The sequence below is a fragment of the Yoonia sp. genome, from assembly GCF_030731595.1.
Classification (GTDB): Bacteria; Pseudomonadota; Alphaproteobacteria; order Rhodobacterales; family Rhodobacteraceae; genus Yoonia.
On the sequence record NZ_JANQTS010000057.1, the window covers coordinates 29,399 to 48,153 of the forward strand.

At 58.4% G+C, this 18,755-nt stretch carries 19 protein-coding genes and 1 pseudogene; 9 read left to right on the forward strand and 11 right to left on the reverse strand.

What is annotated here, in order from left to right; translation table 11 throughout:
• Positions 1-20 precede the first annotated feature (20 nt).
• The 5 genes from accD to NWQ23_RS05860 all read left to right on the forward strand — a co-directional run bounded on the left by accD (position 21) and on the right by NWQ23_RS05860 (position 5,566).
• Positions 21-953 carry an acetyl-CoA carboxylase, carboxyltransferase subunit beta gene (gene accD / locus NWQ23_RS05840; RefSeq protein ID WP_306165317.1) on the forward strand — a complete coding sequence of 311 codons (933 nt, stop codon included), beginning with the start codon at positions 21-23 and terminating at the stop codon, positions 951-953.
• A 2-nt stretch (positions 954-955) separates the two neighbouring features.
• On the forward strand, positions 956-2,224 hold the full coding sequence (locus NWQ23_RS05845; RefSeq protein ID WP_306165336.1) for a folylpolyglutamate synthase/dihydrofolate synthase family protein: 1,269 nt from the start codon (positions 956-958) through the stop codon (positions 2,222-2,224).
• The gene (locus NWQ23_RS05850) at positions 2,221-2,727 is read left to right on the forward strand and encodes a hypothetical protein (protein WP_306165318.1); all 507 of its coding nucleotides are present in this window, start codon (positions 2,221-2,223) and stop codon (positions 2,725-2,727) included. Before NWQ23_RS05845 ends, NWQ23_RS05850 begins: the two co-directional genes overlap by 4 nt.
• A 297-nt stretch (positions 2,728-3,024) precedes the next feature.
• Complete coding sequence (locus NWQ23_RS05855) at positions 3,025-4,722, forward strand: tetratricopeptide repeat protein (protein WP_306165319.1); 1,698 nt, start codon at positions 3,025-3,027, stop codon at positions 4,720-4,722.
• Positions 4,709-5,566, forward strand: a complete 858-nt coding sequence (locus NWQ23_RS05860; protein WP_306165320.1) for a 4-(cytidine 5'-diphospho)-2-C-methyl-D-erythritol kinase — start codon at positions 4,709-4,711, stop codon at positions 5,564-5,566. The genes NWQ23_RS05855 and NWQ23_RS05860 overlap by 14 nt, the downstream gene beginning before the upstream one ends.
• Here NWQ23_RS05860 and NWQ23_RS05865 read toward each other — a convergent pair.
• From NWQ23_RS05865 to NWQ23_RS05875, 3 genes are read right to left on the reverse strand one after another with little or no spacing between them, the layout of a single operon-like run.
• Positions 5,563-5,763, reverse strand: a complete 201-nt coding sequence (locus NWQ23_RS05865) for a hypothetical protein (RefSeq protein WP_306165321.1) — start codon at positions 5,761-5,763, stop codon at positions 5,563-5,565. The genes NWQ23_RS05860 and NWQ23_RS05865 overlap by 4 nt on opposite strands.
• A gap of 36 nt (positions 5,764-5,799) precedes the next feature.
• Entirely contained in the window at positions 5,800-6,357 is a 558-nt protein-coding gene (rsmD, locus tag NWQ23_RS05870; protein ID WP_306165322.1) for a 16S rRNA (guanine(966)-N(2))-methyltransferase RsmD, read from the reverse strand.
• Positions 6,354-7,568: an NAD(P)/FAD-dependent oxidoreductase gene (locus NWQ23_RS05875; protein WP_306165323.1), complete on the reverse strand. Its 1,215-nt coding sequence runs from the start codon at positions 7,566-7,568 to the stop codon at positions 6,354-6,356. The genes rsmD and NWQ23_RS05875 overlap by 4 nt, the downstream gene beginning before the upstream one ends.
• Before the next feature lie 90 nt (positions 7,569-7,658).
• Here NWQ23_RS05875 and NWQ23_RS05880 point away from each other — a divergent pair, with 90 nt between their 5' ends.
• Positions 7,659-8,150, forward strand: a complete 492-nt coding sequence (locus NWQ23_RS05880; protein WP_306165324.1) for a peroxiredoxin — start codon at positions 7,659-7,661, stop codon at positions 8,148-8,150.
• 27 nt (positions 8,151-8,177) lie between these two features.
• On the opposite strand, the gene NWQ23_RS05885 is transcribed toward NWQ23_RS05880, so the two are convergent.
• From NWQ23_RS05885 to NWQ23_RS05915, 7 genes are read right to left on the reverse strand one after another with little or no spacing between them, the layout of a single operon-like run.
• On the reverse strand, positions 8,178-9,023 hold the full coding sequence (locus NWQ23_RS05885; protein WP_306165325.1) for a mechanosensitive ion channel family protein: 846 nt from the start codon (positions 9,021-9,023) through the stop codon (positions 8,178-8,180).
• A 1-nt stretch (position 9,024) separates the two neighbouring features.
• On the reverse strand, positions 9,025-9,324 hold the full coding sequence (locus NWQ23_RS05890; protein ID WP_306165326.1) for a 4a-hydroxytetrahydrobiopterin dehydratase: 300 nt from the start codon (positions 9,322-9,324) through the stop codon (positions 9,025-9,027).
• Entirely contained in the window at positions 9,321-10,505 is a 1,185-nt protein-coding gene (locus NWQ23_RS05895) for a GNAT family N-acetyltransferase (protein ID WP_306165327.1), read from the reverse strand. Before NWQ23_RS05895 ends, NWQ23_RS05890 begins: the two co-directional genes overlap by 4 nt.
• 31 nt (positions 10,506-10,536) lie before the next feature.
• Complete coding sequence (locus NWQ23_RS05900; RefSeq protein WP_306165328.1) at positions 10,537-11,289, reverse strand: glycerophosphodiester phosphodiesterase family protein; 753 nt, start codon at positions 11,287-11,289, stop codon at positions 10,537-10,539.
• On the reverse strand, positions 11,286-11,747 hold the full coding sequence (locus NWQ23_RS05905) for a RidA family protein (RefSeq protein ID WP_306165329.1): 462 nt from the start codon (positions 11,745-11,747) through the stop codon (positions 11,286-11,288). Before NWQ23_RS05905 ends, NWQ23_RS05900 begins: the two co-directional genes overlap by 4 nt.
• A gap of 54 nt (positions 11,748-11,801) precedes the next feature.
• Positions 11,802-13,106: an HlyD family type I secretion periplasmic adaptor subunit gene (locus NWQ23_RS05910; protein ID WP_306165330.1), complete on the reverse strand. Its 1,305-nt coding sequence runs from the start codon at positions 13,104-13,106 to the stop codon at positions 11,802-11,804.
• The gene (locus NWQ23_RS05915; protein WP_306165331.1) at positions 13,103-14,842 is read right to left on the reverse strand and encodes a type I secretion system permease/ATPase; all 1,740 of its coding nucleotides are present in this window, start codon (positions 14,840-14,842) and stop codon (positions 13,103-13,105) included. The genes NWQ23_RS05910 and NWQ23_RS05915 overlap by 4 nt, the downstream gene beginning before the upstream one ends.
• A gap of 144 nt (positions 14,843-14,986) precedes the next feature.
• Here NWQ23_RS05915 and NWQ23_RS05920 point away from each other — a divergent pair, with 144 nt between their 5' ends.
• Positions 14,987-15,355 carry a hypothetical protein gene (locus NWQ23_RS05920; protein WP_306165332.1) on the forward strand — a complete coding sequence of 123 codons (369 nt, stop codon included), beginning with the start codon at positions 14,987-14,989 and terminating at the stop codon, positions 15,353-15,355.
• 3 nt (positions 15,356-15,358) lie between these two features.
• On the opposite strand, the gene NWQ23_RS05925 is transcribed toward NWQ23_RS05920, so the two are convergent.
• Positions 15,359-17,521: a transglycosylase domain-containing protein gene (locus NWQ23_RS05925; RefSeq protein WP_306165333.1), complete on the reverse strand. Its 2,163-nt coding sequence runs from the start codon at positions 17,519-17,521 to the stop codon at positions 15,359-15,361.
• Between the two features lie 276 nt (positions 17,522-17,797).
• Here NWQ23_RS05925 and NWQ23_RS05930 point away from each other — a divergent pair, with 276 nt between their 5' ends.
• The gene (locus NWQ23_RS05930) at positions 17,798-18,136 is read left to right on the forward strand and encodes a P-II family nitrogen regulator (protein ID WP_306165334.1); all 339 of its coding nucleotides are present in this window, start codon (positions 17,798-17,800) and stop codon (positions 18,134-18,136) included.
• Between the two features lie 24 nt (positions 18,137-18,160).
• Positions 18,161-18,755 (forward strand): annotated as a pseudogene (locus NWQ23_RS05935) (ammonium transporter); the annotation flags it as partial.

Below are 18,755 nucleotides of genomic sequence, written 5' to 3' on the forward strand. Positions count from 1 at the left end.
AACCCCGCAAAGGCCCGCTTATGAACTGGATTACCAACTACGTCCGCCCCACGATCAACTCGCTGTTTTCGCGTCGCGAGATGCCAGACAACCTGTGGACCAAGTGCGATAGCTGCGGCACGATGCTGTTTCACCGCGAGTTGTCGGACAACCTCAATGTCTGCACGAATTGTGATCATCACATGGCAATTGGTGCGCGCGATCGGTTGCGGTCGATCTTTGATGGCGGCATTTTTGTTGAGGTCGCGGTGCCCGAGCCTGTGGCCGATCCTTTGCATTTCCGCGATCAAAAGCGGTACACCGACCGGATCAAGGAAGCGCGCAAGAAAACCGGCGAGAAAGACGCGATGCTGGTGGCCGAAGGCGACATGGGCCGGACTGGCGTTGTTGTTGCGGTGCAGGATTTCTCGTTCATGGGCGGTTCGATGTCGATGTATGTCGGCAATGCGATTGTTGCGGCGGCACAACGGGCTATTGCGCTTAAGCGTCCGCTGATCCTGTTTTCCGCTGCTGGCGGTGCGCGCATGCAAGAAGGTATCCTTGGCCTGATGCAAATGCCGCGTACAACGATTGCGGTACAAATGCTCAAAGAGGCAGGGCTGCCCTATATCGTCGTCCTGACCCATCCGACAACGGGTGGTGTAACAGCCTCTTATGCGATGCTGGGCGACGTTCAGATCGCAGAACCGAACGCATTGATCGGCTTTGCTGGTGCGCGTGTGATCGAACAGACCATCGGGGAAAAGCTGCCCGAAGGGTTCCAGCGCGCCGAATACCTGCTGGATCACGGCATGCTTGACCGTGTGACCAAGCGCAACGACCTCAAGGATGAACTGGTCACGATTGTGCGGCTCTTGATGAAGCAAGAGCCTCCCGTTAAGGGCGATCTGCCTGCTCCAGACATCAAACCTGTCGCTGCACAGGACACCGAAGTAACAGAAGACCCAAAGTGACCATGTCTTCGGATGTGATCCTTGCGCGGATGATGGCCTTGCACCCCAAGGTCATTGATCTGACCTTGGATCGTGTGTGGCGACTGTTGGAGGCTGTTGGCAATCCGCAGGATCGCCTCCCGCCCGTCATCCATGTGGCGGGAACCAATGGCAAAGGGTCAACGCAGGCGATGATCCGTGCGGGACTGGAGGCAGGCGGGAGCGCTGTTCACGCCTATACATCCCCACATCTGGCCCGATTTCACGAGCGTATCAGACTGGCGGGTGAATTGATTTCAGAGCCTGCCCTGACAGACGTGCTGGATCGCTGCTATGCCGCCAACGGCCCCGAGGCGATCACCTATTTCGAGATTACAACAGTGGCTGCATTGCTGGCCTTTACGGAAACACCTGCCGATTACACCCTGCTTGAAGTAGGGCTAGGTGGTCGTTTGGATGCAACGAACGTGATCGCACAACCCTCCCTCACGATCATCACGCCGGTGGACATGGATCATCAGGCCTTTCTGGGTGACACGCTTGGCGCAATCGCGGGCGAAAAGGCAGGGATCATCAAACGCGGTGTGACCTGCGTCGTTGGTCCGCAGCATGACGAAGGGATGGATGTGATCGAAAGGGTCGCCGCCAGACTGGGTGCGCCGCTGCTTGCCTATGGGCAACATTGGCATGTGAGCACCGAGCGCGGCCGGCTGATCTATCAGGACGAACGCGGTCTTTTGGATCTGCCGCTGCCCAATCTGCCAGGGCCGCATCAGGTGATGAATGCGGGTGCGGCGATCGCCGCACTGCGGGCGCTGGGCAAGGACGAGGCCGCCTGCGAGGCGGCCATCACCCGTGCCTATTGGCCCGCACGAATGGAGCGGTTGACCAAGGGCGCATTGGTCGATTTGGCGCAACCGGCAGAGCTTTGGCTGGATGGCGGGCATAACCCCGCCGCCGGTCTGGCCTTGGCCCAGACCTTGCAGCAAATGCCCCCGCGCCCGACGCATTTGATCTGCGGGATGCTGAACACCAAAGACATCGGTGGATACCTGCGGCATCTGGCTGGCGTGGCGGATAGCCTCACCGCAGTCTCGATTCCCGGTGAGGCGGCGACAATCCCCGCCGCGCAAACAGCAGCCGAGGCAGCCAAGGTCGGGCTGGACGCGGAGATCGCAGGGTCGGTGCAAGCGGCCATCAGTGCGATCAAAGCAAAGGCACCCAACGCGCGGATACTGATTTGTGGATCACTCTATCTGGCGGGCCACGTCATCCGGGAAAACAACACATGATGCGCGGTCTGGCCCTTGCAGCATCTTTGCTGGCGAGCAATGCCCATGCGGCTGATTTCTATTTCTGCTGGGAAGGATCAAATGGCTATACCATGACGGGCCAGATGAGCATCAATCCGAGCGCCTTGAACAAACCCGTTGTGACCCAGGACGACGTGACACTCTTCCGGATCGCAGGCTACCAAGACGGGCTGCTGCTGGGCAAATGGGATATGGCTGCCCGCGCAGAGAACGCCTCTTGGTTCCTGAACTATGACCCGGCACGCAGTGTGTTCATGACACCGGGTGAGATGGGCTTGGGTGTAAGCCAAGCCTGGAATGCCAATGGCAATGCTGACGACTGTGGAAACCCCGGATTTGGATTCAATCTGGGTAACTTTGCACAGGATTTTTGCCTGAATGGGCGCTGGGTCGAAGAAAGCGGGATGCCACCCGAAACACCATTTCTGGTCAGTCCGGTGCCTGTGGACCCGCTTTGCCGCGTTTACGCACCAACAAGTTGACAGATCAGCGAATCAGTCACTTGACGCCGAATCAGTTCATCGCTTAGTGTCGTTTCTAACGTAAAGTGCCATATTTAATAGGTGCGGGCGGGCAGTATTGGCAGGGCGAGCGGACGGGCCGGATGGTCTGTCTGCTTGTGTTTTGAGCAACCTTGTTCTGTGTAGAGCATTCTGCTGCCGATCCTTTCCATCTTTGTCTGACACGCAACATTTTGCCGCCATGACTTTGACGGATTTGCATACCAGTCTCAGTATTACTAGGGTGCGGGTTAATGAAGGCAGGGGATCAGACCAACAGTGTTCAAGAGATCAATTTCAGCGGCTTTCCTTGCTTTTGTTGTCACCGGCACCAGCCCTGCGGTGGCTGACCCTGATGCGGGGTCTTACCTTGCGGCTCGTCAAGCGGGCTTGCTCAATGATTTCGCTGTGGCCTCGCGGTATTTCACGAAAAGCTTGCTAGCAGATCCGGGCAACGCATATCTGCTTGAAAATGCGATGACCTCTTTCATCGCGCTTGATCAGATGGACCGCGCGATCCCTGTTGCGCAGGCAATGGTGGATCGGGGCTATGACTCGCAGATTGCGCATCTCACACTCAAGATTGCAGATTTCAAGGCAGAACGCTGGGAAGATATCTTCAAAGCACTCGAACAGGGGCGCAATGTTGGCCCGCTTGTTGACGGGCTATCACAGGGCTGGGCGCACCTTGGGCAGGGCAATATCAACCGGTCGCTGGCCAGTTTCGACCAAGTGATCGAGACCGAGGGCATGGGTGCCTATGGGATGACCCACAAAGCCTATGCTCTGGCGTCTGTTGGTGACTTCGAAGGCGCAGAGGCGATTTTTGTCGCGGGCGCCCCGATTGGTATGCGCTACAGCCGGCAAAGTGCGATTGCCCGCGCCCAGATACTCAGCCAGTTGGGCCGCAATGACGACGCCTTGGCGGTTCTTGATTCCGTGTTTGGAAGCCAGCCTGATTCGAGGGTGTCGGTCTTGCGCGCCGAATTGGCGGCAGGTGCAGCCGTTGCCTATGATGCTGTGCGGACCCCTGCGCAAGGCATGTCAGAACTGATGCTTGTGATCGCTGGTCTTGTTCAGGGCGACGCGCCAGACCAGTTTACGCTGATGTATGCGCGGGCTGCGACGTACCTGCGGCCAGAGAACACCCCTGCCGTCCTGATGGTCGCGGGCATTCTTGAAGACATGGCGCAGCATGATTTGGCCAACGCAGCCTATGCCTCGGTCTCGCCTGATGATCCGTCATTTCACGCAGCTGAACTGGGGCGCGCCGCTGTGCTGCGGTCAGCAGAGCGGTACGACGCCGCGATCGAAGTCTTGGAGGCTCTGAGCCGCACGCATCCCAACTTGCCCGAAGTCTACGCTACCAAAGGCGACACGCTGCGGCAGGCCGAGCGCTATGACGATGCGATCACATCCTATACCCGAGCTTTGGCACTCTATGATGATGAAAGTGCTGCAAAGTGGTTCGTCTATTATACCCGTGCGATTGCTTATCATAAGCTGGATGACTGGGCCCCTGCGGAGGCGGATTTCAGGGCAGCGCTTGCCTTGCGCCCTGACCAGCCACAGGTCTTGAACTATCTTGGATACTCGCTGGTCGAGCGCGGTGAAAAGCTGGATGAAGCGCTTCAAATGATCGAGATTGCCGCCGCTGCGCGCCCAGACAATGGCGCAATCGTTGATAGTCTGGGTTGGGTTTATTTCCAGCTTGGCCACTACGACGAGGCTGTCGTGCACCTTGAACGGGCGGCCTCGCTCGAGCCTGTCGATCCGGTGATCAATGACCATTTGGGCGATGCCTTTTGGGCTGTTGGCCGCGAGATAGAGGCGCGTTTCCAGTGGCACCGCGCCCTGTCTTTCGGGCCGGAAGAAACAGAAGCTATACGTATTCGTGACAAGTTGGCGCGTGGTTTGGACATGGTTCTGCTAGATGAGGGGCGTGCTCCCATCCGTGTCGCCCATGGCGACGATTAAGGCCAGCGCCCCCGCCAAGGTTAACCTGACCTTGCACGTGACCGGACAGCGTGAAGATGGCTATCACCTACTAGACAGTCTTGTGGTCTTTGCAGGTGTGGCGGATCAATTGGCCGCGACGACAGCGCCCGATCTGCGGATCAGCGTCAATGGTCCGTTTTCGCCGGGTGTTCCGACCGATCAAAACAATCTGATGATGCGGGCCGCCGAGGCTTTGCGTCAGTCGCGCGGCGTCAGCAAGGGCGCATGGCTCACCCTTGAAAAGCACTTGCCGCATGCCGCAGGGATCGGCAGCGGCTCGTCCGATGCCGCCGCAACGCTGGCACTGCTCGCCGAGCTCTGGGAGGTTGCCCCGCTTTCTGAAATGGCACCCGAAGTTGTGGCCTTGGGTGCGGATGTTCCGGTGTGCATGCGCGCGCCCAAACCGGTGCGTATGTCAGGGATCGGCGATGTCCTGTCGCCGATCGCCAAACTACCCGATTGCGCCTTGGTACTGGTGCGCCCCCCTGTCGATGTGCCGACCGGCGCTGTCTTTCAGGGATTGGCATCGAAAGAAGGTTCTCCGATGGGCCAACTCCCCGAGGGGCTTGATTTTGACGGATTTGTGCGCTGGCTTGCCCGGCAACGCAACGACCTGCAGGCCCCTGCCGAAGCTATTGCACCACAGATCACCCAGGCTCTTGCAAAGTTGAAGGCCCTGCCTGCCGTTGCAGCAGCGGGCATGTCAGGGTCAGGGGCCACTTGTTTTGCCTTGGTCAAGGATATGGCGACAGCCCGCCATGTGGCGCGGATCGTGCAGGTGGCGGAAATGAGCTGGTGGGTGGCACCGGCAGAGTTGCTTTAGAAATTCCGGTCTTCTGGGTCGGTCGACTGATCCAGCCGTTTCCACAGCAAACTCAACAGCGTTTCTCCGGCAAGCGGGCTGGCGCAGTCGGAAATCAGAACCGGTGCCCCAAAGTGAACGGGCGCAGGCAACACCATACGCGCCTCTTTGCTTTGGCGTACATAGGGGATGCTCGAGAAGTCGGTCGCGTCCGTCATGGAACAAGTCTAGCGCCAAGGAGCCTTTCGCGCAAATCACTCTTGGGCGCGCAGGAAGGTGATCCAAGTATCGCCATAGCGGCGCTGGTCCAGACCTGTAAAGCCCCGGGGTGCGATCTGGGCACGGGCCTCTTCCCAGACGACAAGGGCGCCGGGCGCAATCCACCCAGCTTCGCGCGCCGCCGTCAGTGCCTTGCCGCCCAGATCTTGGCCATAAGGCGGATCAAGAAATACCAAACCACAGGGTGTACCTTGTGGCAGTTTGCTGGCCTCGGCTGCGATCAAAGTCGTGTCTTGCGCACGGCGCAGCTTGGCCACATTCTCGCGGATCAGCTTTTGCGCAACGCGTCCGCTGTCGACAAATGTGACATGGGAGGCACCGCGCGATAGGGCCTCTAACCCCAGCGCGCCAGTCCCGGCAAAAAGGTCCAACACCCGCGCGCCGCTGACCGGATCACCAAAGCGCCCGCCTTGCAGAACATTGAAAAGACTTTCGCGCACACGGTCGCTTGTGGGGCGCAGATGCGCGGCCAAGTCACCTTCGCCGACCGCTGCAAGGGTGGTGCCGCGATGGGTGCCGCCGATGATCCTCACGGCTTGAGCAGGGCTTTCATGTCCGTGGCAGGATCGGTGATCAAGGCAGGGTCAGGGCTGCGCCCCGCTTCGATCAACCGCTTGCCGATCATGTAGTTGCGGGCATCGTTCATGGCATCAACGGCAAGTAATGTCGCGCCGTTATAGTACCAGTTCGACTGCGCGCCTTGCGCATCGCCCTTGCGCACGTAGACATCCGTATAGCCGATATTCAGCCCCGCGATCTGCAATTTGCAGTCGTATTGATCCGACCAGAACCAAGGGTTCGGTGTGTATGGCGCATCCGCCCCCATGATGTTCTTGGCGACGGCCTCGGCCTGGTCAATTGCATTGCCGACACTTTCGAGCCGGATGGTCTGCCCCTTGAACATACAAGAGGCACAGTCTCCCGCCGCCCAGATATGCGGATCAGAGGTGCGGCCGTAGCTGTCGGTCGTGATCCCGTTGCCGACGTGCAGACCGGCGCTGTCAGCAAGGATGGTCGCAGGGTTGATGCCCACGCCCACGACGGCGAAATCAATCGCGATTTCAGTGCCATCGGTCAATATTGCGCCGGTCACATGCGTATCGCCTAGCAGGCGGTCAAGGCCAATGCCTTCGCGAATGTCAACGCCGTGGCTTTGGTGCAGCGCGCGGAAATAATCAGAGGTCTGCGGCGCCGCCACACGCTGCAAGATCCGCTCTGCCATTTCGATCAAGGTGACCTGTAAGCCAAGCTTTGACGCCACCGCCGCAGCCTCAAGCCCGATATAGCCGCCCCCGATGATCAAGACCCGTTTACCGGGAGTGAATGCAGGGGCCATCGCATCGGCATCGGCTAGGTCCCTGACAGCAAAGACACCCTCCAGATTGCCTCCGATGGCGGCAGGCAGGGTGCGGGGATGTGCGCCAACAGTCAGCGCCAGTTCGTCATAGCCGATCACCTCCCCATCGCTGAGGGTCACGGTCCGGCCAGCCGCATCAATGCCTGTTACCCGCGTATCAAGCCGCAAGGTGATATCATGGTCTGCATAGAATTCGGCAGGACGCAGGTATAGCCGTTCTTCAGCCATCTCGCCCAGCAGATAGGCTTTGGACAAGGGAGGGCGCTGATAGGGCGGGACTTTCTCTGCCCCGATCAGGGTGATCTCTCCCTCAAATCCTTCGGAGCGCAATTTGGCCACAAGAGATGCACCCGCTTGGCCTGCTCCGACAACGACGACATGGGGCATAAGAAATCACCTTTGCTTTTCTGGCTCTTGATCTGCGCAACTCTATATGTGAAGCGACGACAAGGACAATTGCGAACAGGGGCTACAGATATGACAATCAAAACCGGCGACACTTTGCCAAATGCGACACTTTTGATGATGGGGGACGACGGGCCGATGCAGGTGGCTTTGGCCGAAAAGCTTGCAGGCCGCAAGGTCGTGATCTTTGGCTTGCCAGGCGCCTATACCGGCACATGCTCTACCGCGCATGTTCCCAGCTTCATGGTGACCTATGACGACTTCAAAGCCAAAGGGGTCGATGAGATCATCTGCATCTCTGTGAATGATCCGTTTGTCATGCAGGCTTGGGGCGCAAACACTGGCGCGACAGACACTGGCATCACAATGCTGGCCGACGCGGAAAGCGAATTCACGACATCGATCGGCATGAACTTCAGCGCGGCTGCGGTCGGTTTTGTGAACCGCTCCAAGCGCTATTCTATGCTGGTGGAAGACGGCGTCGTGTCCATCCTAAACGCTGAAGAAAGCCCGGGTGTCTGCGAGATTTCCGCAGGCGAGACCCTGCTTGCTGAACTTGGCTAATATGTTTAGGGCGGCGGCGATGCCGCCCTATGCATGCACTTGCAAAACTTTGCGCGTCGGGAACGGAATATCGATCCCGGCGGCATCCAACGCCTCTTTCACCTGCCGCTTCATATCGGCCTGAAACGCAAAATAGTCACCGCTGTCGCACCAGACACGCACCAGAAAATCCACCGAGAAATCGCCAAGATTATTCACCTGAATGAACGGTTCGGGGTCGGTCTTTGCACGCGGATCGGCCATGATCGTATCGCGGATCGTCTGCTCGGCCCGCTTGAGGTTGGCACTATAGCCCACTCCAAAGGTCCATTCCGCCCGCCGCGTCTTGTAGCTGGAATAATTGACGATCGTATTGCCCCAGACCTGCGAATTCGGGATGATGATCTGCACATTGCTGACCGCCGCGAGTTCAATAAAGTTCAGCGTGATGTCCTTGACGGTCCCCATCTGCCCGTTCACTTCGACGAAATCACCCAGTTTGATCGGGCGGAAAAAGACGATCATCACACCAGCGGCCACGTTGGACAGGGTGCCTTGCAGCGCCAGACCAATGGCCAGACCCGCCGCACCGATGACAGCGACCACAGATGTCGTTTGAATGCCAAAAGTGTTCAGAACAAACAGAACTGCAAAAGCGATGACGATATAGCGCGCCACATTGCCCAAAAAGCTGAACAGCGTTTCATCAAGGTGTTTGTTCCGGCCGCCGATCCCAACCAAACGACGACGGACCCAGCCCCCGACGACAAAGCCAACAAACAGGATGAACATCGCACCAAGGATGCTGCCAAAAAACGACAACAGCAGTTCAAGTGACAAAAGTTCCTGAATCGTCTTTCCGTCCCAGATGACGGTGTTCAATAGCGTTTCCAAATCAGCCTCCGGCAAGTGCGTCCAGTTTTGCGCCCAGTTTGGCGTCGAGCGCGCTGAGGCCATCTGCGTCATGTGTGGTCAAGGTCACGTCCACAGTTTTGTAGACATTCGACCATTCAGGATGGTGGTTCCACTTTTCAGCCCAAAGTGCGGCACGTGTCATGAACCCGAAAGCCTCGACGAAGTTCTTGAACACGAAAGTCTTGTGGATCGCGTCACGTCCTTCGACCATCGCCCACCCATTACCCAGCAGCGGTTCAATCGTTTCGCGCCGTTCGGCCTCGGTCAATTTCTCGGTCATTGCTGTTCCTCTCTATGTGATTTGCGGAAAGGGCCATAGCTGGTCAGCACCTCGATTTCGTGGTCTACCGCATCGCGCTCTGCCACCAGATAGCGCTCTACCGCGTCGCGAAAGCCCGCGTCGCCAAACCAGTGCAGCGAATGAGTGGCGACCGGCAGATAGCCGCGCGCCAGTTTGTGCTCGCCCTGTGCGCCTGCCTCAACTTTGGCAAGCCCGTGCTGGATAGCATAGTCGATGGCGCGATAATAGCAGACCTCGAAATGCAGGCAGGCGTGATGTTCCAGACAGCCCCAGTAGCGCCCGTAAAGCGTGTCACGCCCGATAAAGTTCAGCGCGCCGGCAATGGGTTGCCCGTCGCGTATCGCCAAGACCATCAACATATCATCGCGCAATGTCTCGTGGGCGCACCGAAAGAAGCTTCTTGTGAGGTAAGGCGTCCCCCATTTCCGGTTTCCGGTATCGGTGTAGAAAAGCCAGAACGCATCCCAGTGTTCCGGTTTGATCTGGTCCCCGGTCAGGCTCACGATCTCGCCGCCGAATGCATTGGCTTGGGCACGCTCCTTGCGCATGTTCTTGCGTTTGCGGCTGGACAGTGAACCGAGGAAGGCTTCGAAATCCGTGTAAGCGTCATTGACCCAGTGAAACTGCTGTCCAATCCGCCCCAGCAACCCCATTTCCGCCCCAGCAATAGCTTCGGCTTCGGTGCAGAAGGTCGCATGGAGCGACGAAAGATTGTTGTCCGCCGCGATCTGCACCGCACCTTGGATCAGCGCAGACATGCCGGTGGCTTCATGCCCTGGCCTTGTCAGAAACCTGCGGCCAGTCGCGGGCGTAAAGGGCACCGCGATCTGCAGCTTGGGATAATAGCGCCCGCCCGCGCTTTCATAGGCATGGGCCCAGTTGTGATCAAAGATATACTCGCCCTGCGAATGGCCTTTGGCATAAAGCGGGGCGACGGCAATGATCTGCCCGTCTTGCACGGCAGTCAGGTAGCGCGGCTGCCATCCGGTGCCTGTGCCCACAGACCTGCTATCCTCAAGTGCCTTGAGAAAGCGGTGCGTCGTGAAAGGGTCAAAGGGCCGCCCATCGCGGGCTTCCGGACATGCACAAGCATCCCAGTCTTCGGGGGCGATAGCGCTGATCGTCGGATGTGCCGTGATCTCGATGGGTGTGTCGGTCATGGGATGCAACTTGTGCGCATTGTCTGCGGCGTCAAGCCAGATACCCTTCAAAGGTCACATTATCGACGATGCGGCGGGCCTCTGCCTCGGCTTTGGCCGAACGGATGGTCCAGCACAGGATGCGCGCGCCTTGAGATTTGAGTTCTGCCACGCGGGGGCGGTCAAGATCGTTCGCCTCATGGCTGATGAAACACGCGCCGACGCGGTCATAGTCCGGGATATCGCGCAGTCTGTCGCGCACCGGCGCTGGTACCTCTGGCCAGAACTGCGCCTCGTAGCTTGAGGTGGTCAGGCCGCGTGCAATATCGGGGGCAAGTGCGGCGCAAGCAGCGACAGAATGGGGATTGAACGACATCAAGGCCACATCGCCGGTATAGTCGGCGAGGGCCGTGCAGACGGCCTTTTCCAAAGGTCCCACATTCGGACCCATCTCGCCGTCTTGATCCTTGATCTCGATCAGCAGCGGGACACGGCCTGCCACAAGGGCTAGGACGGTTTCCAATGCGGGAATAGTGCCACCATCATCGGTCAGCGGGATGGTTTCAAGCTCTGCGCGCGTCCGGTCCCTGACGGGTCCGGTTTCAGCAGTCAGGCGATCCAGAAGGTCATCATGAAACACCATCGCATGGCCGTCAGAAGTCAGCTGCACATCCATTTCGATGCCATAGCCTTCGCCCAAGGCCGCTTCGATCGATTTGAGGCTGTTCTCGACCCGCCCCGCCTTGCGGTCATGCAAGGCGCGGTGCGTGATCGGTCGCGCGAAAAAAGACGCAGGCAGGGTCATTTGATCTGAAAGATCGCTTCGATTTCGACAGCAACGCCAAAAGGCAGGCTGGCTGCACTGACAGCCGAGCGCGCATGGCGGCCCTTGTCGCCCAATGCGGCGACCATAAAGTCCGACGCGCCATTGATGACTTTGGGCTGATCGGGGAAATCGGCTGTCGAATTCACAAAACCCACCAGTTTCACGACCCGCTCCAACCGGTCGATGTCACCGCCACAGGCCGCTTTGAGTTGCGCCAGCAGGCTGATTGCACAGGCTTTGGCAGCGACCGCACCTTCTTCGGCGGTCAGATCGTCGCCCAGCTTGCCCTTGATCATTCCGTCCGCAGTGGCCGGAAGCTGGCCCGAAACATAAACCAGATCGCCCGCGATGACATAGGGAACATAGTTCGCCGCCGGTGCAGGGGCATCGGGTAAAGTCACGCCCAGCTCGGCCAGTTTGGTTTCTATCACGCTCATGGAAAATCTCCTGTCATTTGCGCGGACGCTAGCGGCCAAAGCGGCAGGGTGCAATCAGGACTCGCGGAAGGCCTTGGTGAAATAATCGGCAAGCGGTTTGATCAGATAGCTTATCGGGCTGCGATCCGCCGTGCGCACAAAAGCCTCGACAGGCATGCCGGGGATCAGGGTGACATCAGCGGGCAGGCGCTCTATTTCGCCCGGGTTCAATTGCACTTCGGCACGGTAGAAAGATTGACCCGACGCTTCGTTCTGGAAGGCATCAGCAGACAGAAGCGTGACCTTGCCGTTCAGTTCCGGCGTGCGTCTTTGGTCAAACGCCGAGAACCGCAGCGTGACATCCTGGCCGACAAAAATCTGGTCAATATCGACGATCTGCACTTGGGTCGCGATGACAAGCGGGCGGTCTTGCGGGATCAGGAACAACAAAGGGTCAGCCGCACGGATGACCGATTGCGGGGCAAAAACCTGCATCCCGTAAACAATACCTGACACAGGTGCACGAATGTCCAACCGGTCGCGTTGCCGCGTCAGGGTACGCCGCCGTTCAGAGAGCTCCAACTCGTTGAACTGCAAATCCCGCAGGCGTGTAATTGCGTCTTCGCGGCGGGTGGAGGAAACCCCGAGGATCTGGATCTCGATCTCTGTCATCCGCTCTGCGGCTTGTGCAGATTGTGCGGTCAGTTCGCCCACAGCGCCAAGCAGATTGGCCTCTTCGCGCTGCAAGGCCAGCACGCGGCTGGCCTGCGCCAGACCACGCTCGAGAAGTGTTTGCTGGTCGGTCAATTCCTGCGCGATCAAGGCGCGTTGGGTGGTCAGTGCGGCTTGTTGGGCTTGGATTCCATCCATCTGGCTGGCAATTTGCGCGCGCTGCTGGGTCAGTTGCTCAACAGCGCTCCGGCTGGTTTCGAGCCTTGCTTCAAACAAGCGTTCCTGCCCTTCCATCAGTTTTTCGATCTCCGGGTTCATGGCTTCCCAAAGCACCGGACTGAAAGTCAGGTCTGACTCACCATCCCGTTCCGCTTCGAGTCGGGCGCGCCGGGCGAGTATCTCGAAGAGCTGTCCCTCAACGACGGCAAGTTCGGACAGCAGAGCGCTTGGGTCCAGCCGCAACAGCAGATCACCCGCCGCAACAGCATCGCCCTCGTTCACAAGAATCTCTTCGACCACACCGCCGTCGGGGTGCTGCACGACCTGCCGGTTCCGTTCCACCTCGATCTGGCCGGATGTGATGACAGCGCCGGTGATCTGGGCCATGACCGACCACGTGCCAAAGCCGCCAACAAGGATCACCAGCGCTGCGCCACCAATCGTCAGGTGTTTGCTGGCTGACCATCGCTTTGCGGTGGGATCGCTCATGTTACACCTCCGGCCTTGCCTGCGTTGCGTTTGATTTCACCATGGTTCTTGACCATTTCGGCCATTACTTCATCCTTTGGGCCAAATGCACGGCGTGCGCCGTTTTCAATCACCAGCAACACGTCGCATTCTTGTATCGCGGATGGGCGGTGGGCCATGATGAACACAATTTTATCCTCGGATTTCAGTGATTTGATCGCTTGGTTCAGGGCCAGAGAGCCTTCGTTGTCGAGGTTGGAGTTCGGCTCATCTAGCACCACTACAACCGGATCGCCATAAAGCGCGCGCGCCAGACCGATCCGCTGGAGCTGCCCACCCGATAGCCGCCCCCCGATCGCTGATACGCGGGTGTCATAGCCATCGGGCAGTTTGAGGATCATGTCATGGGCGGCGGCGGTTTTGGCTGCCGCGACGACCTTGGCGTCATCAGGCTTCATCGACATGCGTGCAATGTTTTCTTTGATCGTGCCTTCGAAAAGCTGCACCCGTTGCGGCAAGTAACCCACATATTGGCCGAGTACATCGGGGTCATATTGATCAAGCGCGGCACCATCCAGCCGGATTTTGCCACCTACCGGTTGCCAGACGCCGGTGAGTACGCGCGCGAGTGTCGACTTGCCTGCCCCCGAAGTGCCGATGACGCCTACGGCCTGTCCAGGGGTTACCTCGAAACTGATCATCCGCAGGGCGGCCAGTTTTTCCCCCGGTGGCACGACGGTGACTTGATCCGCCAGCAGGCGGGCTTTGGGCCTTGGCAGGGCTGTATGCGGCATATCCGGTGGAACCTGCCCCAGAAGCACGGCAAGGTTACGCCACCCCTCGCGGCCTCGCTGGAACAGGGCCCATTGCCCGACCAGCATTTCAATTGGCGCAAGGGCGCGGCCCAGAAGAATTGAGCCTGCAATCATCGCACCGGGCGACAACTGGTTGATCAACACAAGATAGGCCCCAAGCCCTAACATCGCCGATTGCAGAAACAAGCGGAATGATTTCGTGACAGCGGTGAAAGTTCCCGAGGCATCAGCAGCCTCGATCGAGGTATCAAGTGACTTGCCCCGCGCCAGTTGCCATCGGTCAAAGGCCGCCCCTCGCATGCCCAGCGAATGAACCATCTCGCTTTCGCCACGGATCTGGGTGCCAAGCTGCTCGGAGGAAAAGCTTGCCGCATTGGCGGCTTCAAGCGGCTTGCGGGTCACAAGTTGATTGAGCAGTGCAACGACCAGCAGGACCAGCGCGCCGGTCACAGCGAGAACCCCCATCAGCGGATGAAAGATGAATATCCCCAAAAAGAAAAGTGGAACCCAAGGCAGATCGAAGAGCGCCATCAAGGCAGGCGAGGTGATCAGCCGTTGCACTGCTTCCAGATCGCGCAATCCCGTCGCAGCTTCTCGCGGTGCACGGCTGAGGGTGGTCGCCTTGAGCACAGCCGCAAAGACCCGCCGGTCCAGACTTGCCTGGAACCGCGCACCGACCCGTCCCATCACCCGCCCGCGGACGAAATCGAGGATGCCCATCATACCATATAGAAACGCAACCAGAACCGAGAGCGCCAGCAGCGTTTCAAACGACCGCGAGCTCAGAACGCGGTCATAGACATTCAGCATATAAAGCGGACCTGTCAGCATCAGCAGATTTACAAACAGGCTGAAGACCGCAACCATCCAGTAAAGGCTCCGGCTTTGCTTTCGGGTTTCAAGCAGTTCTGCGGTGCCTTTGGCGGTCAATTCGTCAGACATGAAATTGTCTCTGCTCCATTGTCGTCATGCAACATGCATCTCTAACGTATACCAATCCCTAACAGAGTGAATGCTATTTGTGGTCATCGCTCCGAGAGGGATAAGTGATTGAACCATGTCTTTATTCGGGGCAATGATGAAACCATGATGAAATTGCACGTTTCACAGATCCTGCTCGCCCTCGTTCTTACGCCAGCGATGCTTGCGGCGGGGCCTTTTGACGGGGTCTATAAGCAGACGGCCAATGCAGAATGTGCGTTGGTAGGGGTCGAAGGTGGTGCGCTCAAGATCGAAAGGAACATCTTTTACGGTGTCGACGTTGAATGCCGCATGGCCAACCCGGTCGACATCGTGAATATGGATGCCACGCTTTATGACATGCAATGCTCGGGCGAGGGCGAGACCTGGACCGAGCGAGCTATGCTGATGACAGATGCCGAAGGCACTGGCATCTACATGATCTGGAACCGCTATGCGTTTCGCTACCAGCGCTGCGACGCCAACGGCTCATAGCCGTCAGTTTGTCGCCCCCGTTATGATGCTATCGAGCAGGTTCAGGATATCCTGATCCAAGACCTCGCCGCCTTGGCTTTGCAGGACCCCGGCATTGGCCGGTTGCTGTGGAATGATCATTGGCAAAGCCGTGGGTTGTTTGCCCTCGAGCACACGCACCATGGTTTCGCGCCAGATCGTGGCGGGAAGGCCGCCACCGGTGACACCGCTCAATCGGCTATTGTCGTCATAGCCCATCCAAACTCCAGTCACATAATCCCCGGTGAAGCCGATGAACCACGCATCCCGCGAACCTTGGGTTGTCCCGGTTTTGCCCGCGATCTGCCAACCATCAATGCGCGCGCGTCGCCCTGTGCCTTCTTCGACGACTTTCGTCATCATCCACGTCAATTGCCGCGCGGCCTCTTGGCGGATGATCCTTTCGCCAATCCCGGCACTTTGCGCATCCATCAGGGAGGAGCTGTCGCCAACAAAGCGTAGGTCCGTCAGCCCGTAAGGGGTTACCTGCGAGCCGCCGTTCAGAATGCCCGCAAATGCGCCCGTCATCTCGAGCAAAGTACTCTCGGATACGCCCAGGGCGAGGGCAGGACCCGCGGCCATGTCGCCATCAAGGCCAAAGCCTGCGGCGACATTGCGCACCAGTTCGCGGCCCACGTCTTCTGATACCAGAATGGCGGGAATGTTGCGGCTTTCGGCCAAGGCCTGAACCATTGTCACCGGCCCTTTGAACTCACGGTCATAATTCTCGGGGCACCATTCCGGTGATCCACGGCGCTGCCAGCACGTTGGGGCATCATCAATCAGGTCGTATGGCGACATGCCAAGATCAAGGGCTGCCGCATAAATGAAGGGTTTGAAAGCCGATCCGGTCTGGCGCAACGCCTGAGTGGCGCGGTTGAAAGCGCCTGTTGCGCTGATGTTGCGGCCACCGACCATCGCGCGGACAGCCCCATCGGCGGACATCACGACGATGGCGGCTTGCGCCTCGGAGCCTTCTTTCACATCGTTTTCAAAAACCGAGATCAGCGCCTCTTCTGCCGCCTTCTGGATGCGTTGATCGAGTGTTGTGCGGATAATCACGTCTTCGGTAGTGTCGCGGGTAAAGAACTCTGGTCCGCTGTCCATGACCCAGTCAGCAAAGAAACCGCCAGAGTTGGTGCGGGCCGCATCAGAAAGGGTGGCGGGGTTTGCGCGGGCATCATTGGCTTGAGCGGCGGTCAGTTTGCCCTGTTCTTCCATCAGGCCGATCACAACGGCGGCGCGGTTCTGGGCGCGTTCAAGGTTACGGGTCGGGGCATTGGCCGAAGGCGCTGTCAGAAGACCGGCAAGCATGGCGGCCTGCGCAGGATTGACCTGTGCGGCAGGGATACCGAAATAGCGCTGGGCGGCGGCCTCGAAGCCGCGACTGCCCGCACCCAGATAGGCGCGGTTCAGATAAATGCTCAGGATTTCATCCTTGGTATAGGCAATCTCCATGCCGATCGCAAAAACGGCCTCGCGGGCCTTGCGCCAAAGCGATCCTTGGCGGCAATCGGCCTCGTAAGCGGCCTCGCTTTCCCAGCGGTCGGGGTCAAACGGCACACCAAGGCACAACAGTTTTGCTGTTTGCTGGGTGATCGTCGATCCGCCGTTGCCCGACAAAGGGCCACGCCCTTCGCGCAGGTTGATCCGGACGGCAGAGGCGATCCCGCGCGGGGAAAGACCGAAATGGCGATAGAATCGCTTGTCTTCCGTTGCGACCACCGCATTCTTCAGATGGGGTGACACCGACTCAGCCGTCACCATCCCGCCGAATTGGTCGCCACGCCATGCAAAGACCTGGCCCTGCAGATCTGTCATCGTGACAGAGCCGCGGGTGCGCCCATCTACCAGATCATCAAATGCAGGCAATTGTGCCGCGAAGTAAAACGAGAATCCGCCAATAATCAGTGCTGTGACAAGGCCGATACGCCAAGTAAAAGCCCATAGAATCCTGAATATCCAGCGAAACGGAGCCAGCACCCAACCCAACGGTCCACGGGGCTTGGACCGCTTGGGCGCCGCCTTGCGCCGCGCCGCCGGTTTCGCGGCGGCAGTCTTGGCCTGAGCCTTCTTTTTGGCCGCTGGTTTGGCTGTATAGCGCCGCTCGGCCACCAAAGGGGGCCGCTTGTTGCCATTTCCACTCATGATCCGCTCGACTGACTGTTTGGTCTGTTTTTTGTGACTATAGCGACATTGGTTTGAAATGTAGAGCGTGGATGAGTCGCCTCGGCCAGCTTTTTTATTTGCTTAATTATTATGCGAAGTGACCAATTTGTGCAAAAATTGTGCAAAAGGCTTTGTTAAGACCCCTCCATGACCACCCCGTTAGCTTGCCGTTGCGCGGTTCACGCGCTTTTTGTCTCCCTGCAAGCGGGCACTGCCGAAACGAGAGCCTGTAGAAAAATTTGCAAGGGGAAGAACGTGAAACTCATCATTGCAACAATCAAGCCGTTCAAGCTCGAGGAGGTGCGCGAAGCGCTCACCACCGTTGGCGTACGCGGCATGATGGTGTCAGAAATCAAGGGCTTCGGCTCGCAATCCGGCCACACCGAGATCTACCGCGGTGCGGAATATGCCGTCAACTTCGTGCCGAAGGTGAAACTCGAGATCGTTGTGCAGGACAGCATGGCTGATCAGGTCGTGTCCACCATCGCTACAACTGCCAAGACCGAGAAAATCGGCGACGGCAAGATTTTCGTGCTCGACGTAGAAAGCGCCCTTCGGGTGCGGACCGGCGAGACCAATGATGACGCGCTTTAAGTGCGTGAACGAGGGGACAGACCTATGAAACTTACGAAACTACTTACCGTCGGATCAGCGCTGATGCTGCTGCCGACGTTTGCGTTGGCGCAGGAAGCTGCCGCGCCCACGTTCGATGAAATCGGACCTTATTTGATGACCACCTTGCTGTTCCTTGTGGGCGGCTTTCTGGTGTTCTGGATGGCAGCCGGCTTTGCCATGCTCGAAGCAGGTCTTGTGCGCAGCAAGAACGTTGCAACACAGCTGACCAAAAACATCGCGCTCTACTCACTTTCTGCCATCATGTACTGGCTGGTTGGCTTTAACCTCATGTATCCTGGCGATGCTTGGATCGTTGTCGGCTGGTTCGGCACATTTGCGCCAACATCGCTCGAGCCCGTCGGTTTGGCGGCTGCTGACGCTGCGCTGGATTATGCGTCGGTTGCGTCGGACTTCTTCTTCCAGCTGATGTTCTGTGCGACGACAGCGTCCATTGTTTCTGGTACACTTGCTGAGCGTATCAAGCTGTGGCCATTCCTGATCTTCGTTGTTGTTCTGACCGGCCTGATTTACCCAATCGGAGCATCCTGGCAGTGGGGCGGCGGCTGGTTGTCCGAGATGGGCTTCTATGACTTCGCAG

Coding starts and splice junctions, on each gene's coding strand:
- NWQ23_RS05910 (WP_306165330.1), bottom strand. CDS start 13,106: ATGAGCGATCCCACCGCAAAGCGATGGTCAGCCAGCAAACACCTGACG.
- NWQ23_RS05880 (WP_306165324.1), top strand. CDS start 7,659: ATGACAATCAAAACCGGCGACACTTTGCCAAATGCGACACTTTTGATG.
- NWQ23_RS05865 (WP_306165321.1), bottom strand. CDS start 5,763: ATGACGGACGCGACCGACTTCTCGAGCATCCCCTATGTACGCCAAAGC.
- NWQ23_RS05895 (WP_306165327.1), bottom strand. CDS start 10,505: ATGACCGACACACCCATCGAGATCACGGCACATCCGACGATCAGCGCT.
- NWQ23_RS05845 (WP_306165336.1), top strand. CDS start 956: ATGTCTTCGGATGTGATCCTTGCGCGGATGATGGCCTTGCACCCCAAG.
- NWQ23_RS05860 (WP_306165320.1), top strand. CDS start 4,709: ATGGCGACGATTAAGGCCAGCGCCCCCGCCAAGGTTAACCTGACCTTG.
- NWQ23_RS05905 (WP_306165329.1), bottom strand. CDS start 11,747: ATGAGCGTGATAGAAACCAAACTGGCCGAGCTGGGCGTGACTTTACCC.
- NWQ23_RS05890 (WP_306165326.1), bottom strand. CDS start 9,324: ATGACCGAGAAATTGACCGAGGCCGAACGGCGCGAAACGATTGAACCG.
- NWQ23_RS05925 (WP_306165333.1), bottom strand. CDS start 17,521: ATGAGTGGAAATGGCAACAAGCGGCCCCCTTTGGTGGCCGAGCGGCGC.
- NWQ23_RS05850 (WP_306165318.1), top strand. CDS start 2,221: ATGATGCGCGGTCTGGCCCTTGCAGCATCTTTGCTGGCGAGCAATGCC.
- NWQ23_RS05920 (WP_306165332.1), top strand. CDS start 14,987: ATGATGAAATTGCACGTTTCACAGATCCTGCTCGCCCTCGTTCTTACG.
- NWQ23_RS05900 (WP_306165328.1), bottom strand. CDS start 11,289: ATGACCCTGCCTGCGTCTTTTTTCGCGCGACCGATCACGCACCGCGCC.
- NWQ23_RS05915 (WP_306165331.1), bottom strand. CDS start 14,842: ATGTCTGACGAATTGACCGCCAAAGGCACCGCAGAACTGCTTGAAACC.
- accD (WP_306165317.1), top strand. CDS start 21: ATGAACTGGATTACCAACTACGTCCGCCCCACGATCAACTCGCTGTTT.
- NWQ23_RS05875 (WP_306165323.1), bottom strand. CDS start 7,568: ATGCCCCATGTCGTCGTTGTCGGAGCAGGCCAAGCGGGTGCATCTCTT.